The sequence below is a fragment of the Kitasatospora sp. NPDC057692 genome (genome assembly GCF_042799475.1).
Taxonomy (GTDB): Bacteria; Actinomycetota; Actinomycetes; order Streptomycetales; family Streptomycetaceae; genus Kitasatospora.
This window is the reverse complement of record NZ_JBHVIV010000156.1, coordinates 1-9,224: the sequence shown is the minus strand read 5'-3', so window position 1 is coordinate 9,224 and position 9,224 is coordinate 1. Positions and strand designations below refer to the sequence as shown.

Below are 9,224 nucleotides of genomic sequence, written 5' to 3'. Positions count from 1 at the left end.
GGCTCCGGCTTCGCGCACAACGAGGAGGACCTGCGCCGCATCGCCGGCCAGGGCCTGACGCTCTCCCCGACCACCGAGGTGCTCCTGGAGGAGTCCATCCTCGGCTGGAAGGAGTACGAGCTGGAGCTGATGCGCGACAAGAGCGACAACGTCGTGGTCGTCTGCTCCATCGAGAACTTCGACCCGATGGGCGTGCACACCGGTGACTCGATCACCGTCGCCCCGGCGATGACGCTCACCGACCGGGAGTACCAGATCCTGCGCGACATCGGCATCGCCGTGATCCGCGAGGTCGGGGTCGACACCGGCGGCTGCAACATCCAGTTCGCGGTCAACCCCGTGGACGGCCGGGTCATCGTCATCGAGATGAACCCGCGGGTGTCCCGCTCCTCGGCGCTGGCGTCCAAGGCCACCGGCTTCCCGATCGCGAAGATCGCCGCGAAGCTGGCCGTCGGCTACACCCTCGACGAGATCCCCAACGACATCACCGAGGAGACCCCGGCCTCCTTCGAGCCGACCCTCGACTACGTGGTGGTGAAGGTCCCGCGGTTCGCGTTCGAGAAGTTCCCGTCCGCGGACGCCACGCTGACCACCACCATGAAGTCGGTCGGCGAGGCGATGGCGCTGGGCCGCAACTTCCCCGAGGCGCTGCAGAAGGCGCTGCGCTCGTTGGAGAAGAAGGGCTCGCAGTTCAGCTGGGTCGGCCCGGTCGGCGACAAGGCGGAGCTGCTGGCCAAGGCGGTCGTGCCGACGGACGGCCGGATCAACACCGTCATGCAGGCCATCCGCGCCGGCGCCACCCCGGAGGAGGTGTTCGAGGCCACCAGGATCGACCCGTGGTTCGTCGACCAGCTCTTCCTGCTGGACGAGATCGCGGGCGAGCTCGCGGAGGCGGACAAGCTGACCCCGGAGCTGCTGCGGCACGCCAAGCGGCACGGCTTCTCCGACCTGCAGGTCGGCGAGATCCGCGGCCTGAAGCCGGACGTGGTCCGCGAGGTGCGGCACGCGCTGGGCATCCGCCCGGTGTTCAAGACCGTCGACACCTGCGCGGCGGAGTTCGCGGCGAAGACCCCGTACTTCTACTCCTCCTACGACGAGGAGAACGAGGTCGCCCCGCGCAGCAAGCCCGCGGTGATCATCCTCGGCTCCGGCCCGAACCGCATCGGCCAGGGCATCGAGTTCGACTACTCCTGCGTGCACGCGTCCTTCGCGCTCGCGGACGCCGGGTACGAGACGGTGATGGTCAACTGCAACCCGGAGACCGTCTCCACCGACTACGACACCTCCGACCGGCTGTACTTCGAGCCGCTCACGCTGGAGGACGTGCTGGAGATCGTCCACGCCGAGCGGCAGGCCGGCCCGCTGGCCGGGGTGATCGTCCAGCTCGGCGGCCAGACCCCGCTGGGCCTGGCCCAGGCGCTCAAGGACAACGGGGTGCCGATCGTCGGCACCCAGCCCGAGGCCATCGACCTGGCGGAGGAGCGCGGCGCCTTCGGCCGGGTGCTGCGCGACGCCGGCCTGCCCGCGCCCAAGCACGGCACGGCGTTCTCCTTCGAGGAGGCCAAGGCGATCGCCGACGAGATCGGCTACCCGGTGCTGGCCCGCCCCTCCTACGTGCTCGGCGGCCGGGGCATGGAGATCGTCTACGACGAGGCGTCGCTGGCCTCCTACCTGGAGCGCCACGCCGGCCTGATCTCCGAGCACCCGGTGCTGATCGACCGCTTCCTCGACGACGCGGTGGAGATCGACGTCGACGCCCTGTTCGACGGCACCGAGCTCTACCTCGGCGGCGTCATGGAGCACATCGAGGAGGCCGGCATCCACTCCGGCGACTCCGCCTGCGCGCTGCCCCCGATCACCCTCGGCGGCCACGACATCAAGCGGCTGCGCGCCTCCACCGAGGCGATCGCCCGCGGCGTCGGCGTGCGCGGTCTGATCAACATCCAGTTCGCCCTGTCCGGGGACATCCTGTACGTGCTGGAGGCGAACCCGCGGGCGTCGCGGACCGTGCCGTTCACGTCCAAGGCGACCGCGGTGCCGCTGGCGAAGGCCGCGGCCCGGGTCTCGCTGGGCGCGACGATCGCGGAGCTGCGGGCGGAGGGCCTGCTGCCGGCCGAGGGCGACGGCGGCACGCTGCCGGCCGACGCGCCGATCGCGGTCAAGGAGGCCGTGATGCCGTGGAGCCGCTTCCGCGACGTCCACGGCCGCGGCGTGGACACCGTCCTCGGCCCCGAGATGCGCTCCACCGGCGAGGTCATGGGCCTGGACCGCGTCTTCGGCACCGCCTACGCCAAGTCGCAGACCGGCGCCTACGGCGCGCTGCCCACCAAGGGCAAGGTCTTCGTCTCGGTCGCCAACCGCGACAAGCGCAACCTGGTCTTCCCGGCCCGGGCGCTCGCCAGCCTCGGCTTCGAGCTGCTGGCCACCGCCGGCACCGCCGAGGTGCTGCAGCGCGGCGGCATCCCCGCCACCGTGGTGCGCAAGCACAGCGAGGGTGAGGGCCCCAACGGCGAGAAGACCATCGTCCAGCTGATCCACGACGGCGAGGTCGACCTCATCATCAACACGCCGTACGGCACCGGCGGCCGTCTCGACGGCTACGAGATCCGCACCGCCGCCGTCGCCCGCGCCGTGCCCTGCCTGACCACCGTCCAGGCCATGGGCGCCGCCGTCCAGGGCATCGACCGGCTGCTGCGCGACGAGGTCGGTGTCATGTCGCTCCAGGAGCACGCCGAGCTGATCAACGCCGGCCGCGCCAAGTAGCACCACTCCAGTGGGGGGCACCAGTACCGCCGGGTGCCCCCCACTTCCATGCCCTGGGAGGACTTTGTGTACAAGCTGCTGTTCGACCTCGTCTTCAAGAAGATGGACCCCGAGAAGGCGCACCACCTGGCCTTCTTCTGGATCCGGCTGGCCTCCTCGGTGCCCGGCCTGCGCGGCCTCGTGCGGCTGGTGCTCGCCCCGCGCGACCGGGCGCTGCGCACCGACGCGCTCGGCCTGGCGCTGCCCGGCCCGTTCGGCCTGGCGGCCGGCTTCGACAAGAACGGCGTCGGCATCGACGGCCTGTCGATGCTCGGCTTCGACTACGTCGAGATCGGCACCGTCACCGGCGAGGCGCAGCCGGGCAACCCGCAGCCGCGGCTGTTCCGGCTGGTCGAGGACCGCGCGCTGATCAACCGGATGGGCTTCAACAACCAGGGCTCGGCCCGGGTCGCGGCGCGGCTCGCCACCCGCTCGCACACCAGCTCCACGCCGGTGGTGGGCGTCAACATCGGCAAGACCAAGGTGGTCGAGGAGGCCGACGCGGTCGCCGACTACGTGAAGTCCACCGAGCGGCTGGCCCGGTTCGCCGACTACCTGGTCGTCAACGTCAGCTCGCCGAACACCCCCGGGCTGCGCAACCTGCAGGCCGTCGAGCACCTGCGCCCGCTGCTGAGCGCGGTGCGCGAGGCCGCCGACCGGACCACCCCGCACCATGTGCCGCTGCTGGTCAAGATCGCCCCAGACCTGGCCGACGAGGACATCGACGGGGTCGCCGACCTCGCCCTGGAGCTGGGCCTGGACGGCATCATCGCCACCAACACCACGATCGGCCGCGAGGGCCTGCGCAGCGACGCCGCCCGGGTGAAGGAGATCGGCATGGGCGGCCTGTCCGGCGCCCCGCTGAAGGAGCGCGCGCTGGAGGTCCTCCAGCGGCTGCGCGCCCGCACCGGGGGCCGGCTGGTGCTGGTCTCGGTCGGCGGCATCGAGACCGCCGAGGACGCCTGGCAGCGGATCCTGCACGGCGCGGACCTGGTCCAGGGCTACAGCGCCTTCATCTACGAGGGCCCGTTCTGGTGCCGGCGCATCCACAAGGGCCTGTCGGCCCGCCTCCGGGCCGGCGGCTTCCGCAGCCTGGCCGCGGCCGTCGGCAGCGCCGTGGACCAGCGGTCCTGAGCCGCCCCAACCCCCCGCTACGAGCCCTTCGGAAGGACGTCATGACCCTCGCCCCCTTCGGCACCCGCCTGCGCCACGCCCTGGACACCCGCGGCCAGCTCTGCGTCGGCATCGACCCGCACGCCTCCCTGCTCGCCGCCTGGGGCCTGGAGGACACCGTCGCGGGCCTGGAGACCTTCAGCCGCACCGTCGTCGAGGCGCTGGCCGGCCGGGTGGCCGTGCTCAAGCCGCAGGCCGCCTTCTTCGAGCGCTTCGGCTCCCGGGGCGTCGCCGTCCTGGAGAAGTCCGTCGAGGAGGCCCGGGCGGCCGGTGCGCTCGTCCTGATGGACGCCAAGCGCGGTGACATCGGCTCCACCATGGCCGCCTACGCGGAGGCCTTCCTGTCGCCCGGCAGCCCGCTGTTCTCGGACGCCGTCACCGTGAGCCCGTACCTGGGCTTCGGTTCGCTGCGCCCGGCGCTGGACCTCGCCACGGCCAACGGCGCGGGCGTCTTCGCGCTGGCGCTCACCTCCAACCCGGAGGGCGCCGAGGTGCAGCGCGCCGTCGGCGCGGACGGCGAGCCGGTGGCGGCCGCCGTGCTGCGGCAGCTGGCCGCCGAGAACGCCGGTGCGGAGCCGCTGGGCTCGTTCGGCGCGGTGGTCGGCGCGACGCTGGCCGACGCGGGCGTGGACCTGGCGATCAACGGCCCGCTGCTCGCCCCCGGCATCGGCGCCCAGGGCGCGACGATGGCGGACCTGCCGCGGGTCTTCGGCGCCTCGGTGCGCAACGTGGTGCCGAGCGTCAGCCGGGACGTCCTGAAGTACGGCCCCTCGGTGGAGGCGCTGCGCTCGGCCGCCGACCGTTTTGTCCAGGAGTACGCGGACGCGGTCAAGTAGCGGACGAGGAGGAGGGGTTCGCTCCTGGCGAACGCTGCGCAGTGCCGCCATGACGTGCTGCGACGGCCCGCCGGGGCGGCGGCTTGACGTGAGCGCCGTCACATCGGTGCCGCCAAAGGTTCGCAATCACGGTCATTTTGCCCGGGAAAGTCCTGGTCGGCCTTGGCTGACCAGGACTTTTCGTGTTCTTTTCCTGACGCGGAGCCGCAATCCGGGTAGTGTCCGGCGATAGGTCACCGAGGAGCCGCGAAACCCGCTGCTCCCGCAGGTCAGGGGCGGCGAGTTCGCTTCCTGGCCGGTGTCCTGGGAAGCACAACAGTCATAGTTCAATCCCTTCCATCCACCCTGAGGTGAACGGCGTGGCTCTTCCGCCCCTTACCCCTGAACAGCGCACCGCCGCGCTCGCCAAGGCCGCCGAGGCTCGCCGGGAGCGCGCCGAGGTCAAGAACCGGCTCAAGCACTCCGGCGCCTCCCTGCACGAGGTGATCAAGGCCGGCAAGGCCGACAACGACGTGATCGGCAAGATGAAGGTCTCGGCCCTGCTGGAGTCCCTTCCGGGCGTCGGCAAGGTTCGTGCCAAGCAGATCATGGAGCGGCTCGGCATCTCCGAGAGCCGTCGTGTCCGCGGGCTCGGAACCAACCAGATCGCCTCCCTGGAGCGGGAGTTCGGCGGCGGTGCCGCCTGACCGTGCCCCCGTGGTCCCGGGATCGTCCGCGATCCGGGATAATCGGTGCATGAGTGAGCGTCCGCGGCTGACCGTGCTCTCCGGCCCCTCGGGGGTCGGCAAGAGCACGGTCGTCGCTCATATGAGGAAGCAGTACCCCGAGGTCTGGCTCTCGGTGTCGGCGACGACCCGCCACCCGAGGCCGGGCGAGCAGAACGGGGTCCAGTACCACTTCGTCGACAACGACGAGTTCGACAAGTTGATCGCCAACGGCGAGCTGCTGGAGTGGGCCGTGTTCGCGGGGAACCGCTACGGCACGCCCCGGGCGGCGGTCCAGGAGAAGCTGGAGCGCGGCGAGCCCGTGCTGCTGGAGATCGACCTGCAGGGCGCCCGGCAGGTGCGCGAGTCCATGCCCGAGGCGCAGCTGGTCTTCCTGGCCCCGCCGAGCTGGGACGAGCTGGTCCGCCGGCTCACCGGCCGGGGCACCGAGCCGCAGGACGTGATCGAGAAGCGGCTGGAGGCCGCCAAGGTCGAGCTGGCGGCCGAGCCGGAGTTCGACACGACCCTGGTCAACACCTCCGTCGAGCAGGTGGCGAGCGAACTGCTAGCCTTGCTCGGTGTAGGCTGACCTGTTGTCTTTTCCACCCTTTCGGAAGGTTTTCGCGTGTCCTCTTCCATGACCGCGCCCGAGGGCATCATCAACCCGCCGATCGACGAGCTGCTTGAGGCCACCGACTCCAAGTACAGCCTGGTCATCTACGCGGCCAAGCGTGCGCGTCAGATCAACGCGTACTACTCCCAGCTCGGCGAGGGCCTGCTGGAGTACGTCGGCCCGCTGGTCGACACCCACGTGCACGAGAAGCCGCTGTCGATCGCGCTGCGCGAGATCAACGCCGGCATGCTGACCGCCGAGGCGGTCGAGGCCGCCTGAGGCGGTCCCAACCTTCGTGCGAAGGGTCCGTCGGAGTCCGCTCCGCCGGGCCCTTCGGCGTTCTCCGGGGGCGCCCCGCGGGTCGCGGGGGTGCCGCGGTGCGGGTGATCGCCGGCGCGCCGTAGGGTTGGCGGGCACCTGAGGACCGCGACGAGGAGAGCTGGGGAACATGAGCGGCAGCACGGAGCGGACGGACGCACCGCGGGTCGTCCTCGGCGTCAGCGGCGGCATCGCCGCCTACAAGGCGTGCGAGCTGCTGCGCCGGTTCACCGAGTCCGGCCACCAGGTGACGGTGGTGCCCACCGCGGCGGCGCTGCACTTCGTCGGCGAGGCCACCTGGGCGGCGCTCTCCGGCCGCCCGGCCGCCACCGAGACCTGGGAGAACGTGCACGAGGTGCCGCACGTGCGGATCGGGCAGAACGCCGATCTGGTGGTGGTCGCCCCGGCCACCGCCGACCTCATGGCCAAGGCCGCCCACGGGCTCGCCGACGACCTGCTGACCAACACCCTGCTCACCGCGCGCTGCCCGGTCGTGCTGGCGCCCGCGATGCACACCGAGATGTGGGAGCACCCGGCGACCCGGGAGAACGTCGCCACGCTGCGCCGCCGGGGCGTGATCGTGCTGGAGCCCGCCAGCGGGCGGCTCACCGGCAAGGACACCGGCAAGGGCCGGCTGCCCGAGCCGGCCGCGATCTTCGACGCCTGCCGCGCGGTGCTGCGGTACGGCGGCGGGCGGAGCGACCTGGCCGGGCGGCACGTGGTGGTCTCGGCCGGCGGCACCCGCGAGCCGCTGGACCCGGTCCGGTACCTCGGCAACCGCTCCTCCGGGAAGCAGGGCTACGCCTTGGCGGCCACCGCCGCGGCCCGTGGGGCGCGTGTGACGTTGATCTCGGCCAATGCCGCGCTGCCCGACCCGGCCGGGGTGGACGTGGTCCGGGTGGCGACCGCGCTGGAGCTGCGCGAGGCCGCGCTGAAGGCGGCCGAGGACGCGGACGCCGTGGTCATGGCGGCGGCGGTGGCGGACTTCCGGCCCGCCGTCTACGCCACCGGCAAGATCAAGAAGGTCGAGGGCGTCGAGCCGGCGCCGGTGGAGCTCGTCCGCAACCCCGACATCCTGGCGGAGCTCTCCGCCCACCGCACCCGTTCGGGCCAGCTCGTCGTGGGTTTCGCGGCGGAGACCGACGACGTCCTCGCGCACGGCCGGGCCAAGCTCGCGCGCAAGGGCTGCGACCTGCTGGTCGTCAACGAGGTCGGCGACGGCAAGGCCTTCGGGCAGGACGTCAACGAGGCCGTGGTGCTGGGCGCCGACGGCAGCGAGACGCCCGTTCCGGTGGGTCCGAAGGAGGTCCTCGCGGACGTCGTCTGGGACCTCGTCGCGGAACGGCTCGAATCCTTCGTCGACTGATCTCGCAGAGTGGTCGGCGGGTCTCCAATCGCGGAATGGCGTGACGTTTCTCGGTAGCTGACCGTTACACTCCAGGAATCAAGTCTTTCCGGAAGCCCCCGGATCCGTCCGGGGTCTTTCAGTCAGCAGCCGCTGCAACCCCAGGGAGCGCTGTGTCTCGCCGCCTGTTCACCTCGGAGTCCGTCACCGAGGGACACCCCGACAAGATCGCTGACCAGATCAGCGACACCATCCTTGACGCTCTCCTCCGCGAGGACCCGACCTCCCGGGTCGCGGTGGAGACGCTCATCACCACCGGCCAGGTGCACGTGGCCGGCGAGGTGACCACCAAGGCGTACGCCCCGATCGCGCAGCTCGTCCGGGACAAGATCCTGGAGATCGGTTACGACAGCTCCAAGAAGGGCTTCGACGGCGCGTCCTGCGGCGTCTCGGTGTCGATCGGCGCGCAGTCGCCGGACATCGCCCAGGGCGTCGACGAGGCGTACGAGGCCCGGGTCGAGGGCGACGAGGACGACCTGGACCGCCAGGGCGCGGGTGACCAGGGCCTGATGTTCGGCTACGCGTCCGACGAGACGCCCGAGCTGATGCCGCTGCCGATCACCCTGGCCCACCGCCTCTCGCGCCGCCTCACCGAGGTCCGCAAGAACGGCACCATCCCGTACCTGCGCCCCGACGGCAAGACCCAGGTCACCATCGAGTACGACGGCGACAAGGCGCTGCGCCTGGACACCGTGGTCGTCTCCACCCAGCACGCCAGTGACATCGACCTGGAGTCGCTGCTCACCCCGGACATCCGCGAGTTCGTCGTGGAGCCTGAGCTGAAGGCGCTGGCCGACCAGGGCATCAAGCTCGTGACCGACGGCTACCGCCTGCTGGTCAACCCGACCGGCCGCTTCGAGATCGGCGGCCCGATGGGCGACGCCGGCCTCACCGGCCGCAAGATCATCATCGACACCTACGGCGGCATGGCCCGCCACGGCGGCGGCGCCTTCTCCGGCAAGGACCCGTCCAAGGTGGACCGCTCGGCCGCGTACGCGATGCGCTGGGTGGCGAAGAACATCGTCGCCGCCGGCCTCGCCCGCCGCGCCGAGGTGCAGGTCGCGTACGCGATCGGCAAGGCCGAGCCGGTCGGCCTGTTCGTGGAGACCTTCGGCACCGAGACCGTGCCGGTCCTCGCCATCCAGAAGGCCGTCACCGAGGTCTTCGACCTGCGTCCGGCCGCGATCATCCGCGACCTGGACCTGCTGCGCCCGATCTACTCGCAGACCGCCGCGTACGGCCACTTCGGCCGTGAGCTGCCGGACTTCACCTGGGAGCGGACCGACCGCGTGGAGCAGCTGAAGAAGGCCGTCGCGGCCTGATCGGCGGATCCGAGCGTTAAACGGCAGGTGGCGGCCGCCCGGAGCACCGGG

General features: G+C 71.4%; 8 protein-coding genes. All 8 read left to right on the top strand.

Annotated features, from left to right (window positions below; translation table 11 throughout):
- Window positions 1-2,763 (top strand): carbamoyl-phosphate synthase large subunit (gene carB, locus ACFVFS_RS39790; RefSeq protein ID WP_380629937.1); only part of this gene is annotated, 2,763 nt, incomplete at its 5' end.
- Between the two features lie 66 nt (window positions 2,764-2,829).
- The gene (locus ACFVFS_RS39785) at window positions 2,830-3,936 is read left to right on the top strand and encodes a quinone-dependent dihydroorotate dehydrogenase (protein WP_380629938.1); all 1,107 of its coding nucleotides are present in this window, start codon (window positions 2,830-2,832) and stop codon (window positions 3,934-3,936) included.
- 41 nt (window positions 3,937-3,977) lie between these two features.
- Window positions 3,978-4,811 (top strand): orotidine-5'-phosphate decarboxylase, encoded by an 834-nt coding sequence (gene pyrF / locus ACFVFS_RS39780; protein ID WP_380629936.1) that lies wholly within the window; start codon window positions 3,978-3,980, stop codon window positions 4,809-4,811.
- Between the two features lie 359 nt (window positions 4,812-5,170).
- Window positions 5,171-5,497 carry an integration host factor, actinobacterial type gene (mihF, locus tag ACFVFS_RS39775; RefSeq protein ID WP_030056187.1) on the top strand — a complete coding sequence of 109 codons (327 nt, stop codon included), beginning with the start codon at window positions 5,171-5,173 and terminating at the stop codon, window positions 5,495-5,497.
- A gap of 49 nt (window positions 5,498-5,546) precedes the next feature.
- Window positions 5,547-6,104, top strand: a complete 558-nt coding sequence (gene gmk, locus ACFVFS_RS39770; protein ID WP_344338787.1) for a guanylate kinase — start codon at window positions 5,547-5,549, stop codon at window positions 6,102-6,104.
- 36 nt (window positions 6,105-6,140) lie between these two features.
- Window positions 6,141-6,407 carry a DNA-directed RNA polymerase subunit omega gene (gene rpoZ, locus ACFVFS_RS39765; protein WP_030056185.1) on the top strand — a complete coding sequence of 89 codons (267 nt, stop codon included), beginning with the start codon at window positions 6,141-6,143 and terminating at the stop codon, window positions 6,405-6,407.
- A 169-nt stretch (window positions 6,408-6,576) separates the two neighbouring features.
- Entirely contained in the window at window positions 6,577-7,812 is a 1,236-nt protein-coding gene (gene coaBC, locus ACFVFS_RS39760; RefSeq protein WP_380629935.1) for a bifunctional phosphopantothenoylcysteine decarboxylase/phosphopantothenate--cysteine ligase CoaBC, read from the top strand.
- Window positions 7,813-7,964: 152 nt separating this feature from the next.
- On the top strand, window positions 7,965-9,173 hold the full coding sequence (gene metK / locus ACFVFS_RS39755; RefSeq protein ID WP_380629934.1) for a methionine adenosyltransferase: 1,209 nt from the start codon (window positions 7,965-7,967) through the stop codon (window positions 9,171-9,173).
- Window positions 9,174-9,224 lie beyond the last annotated feature (51 nt).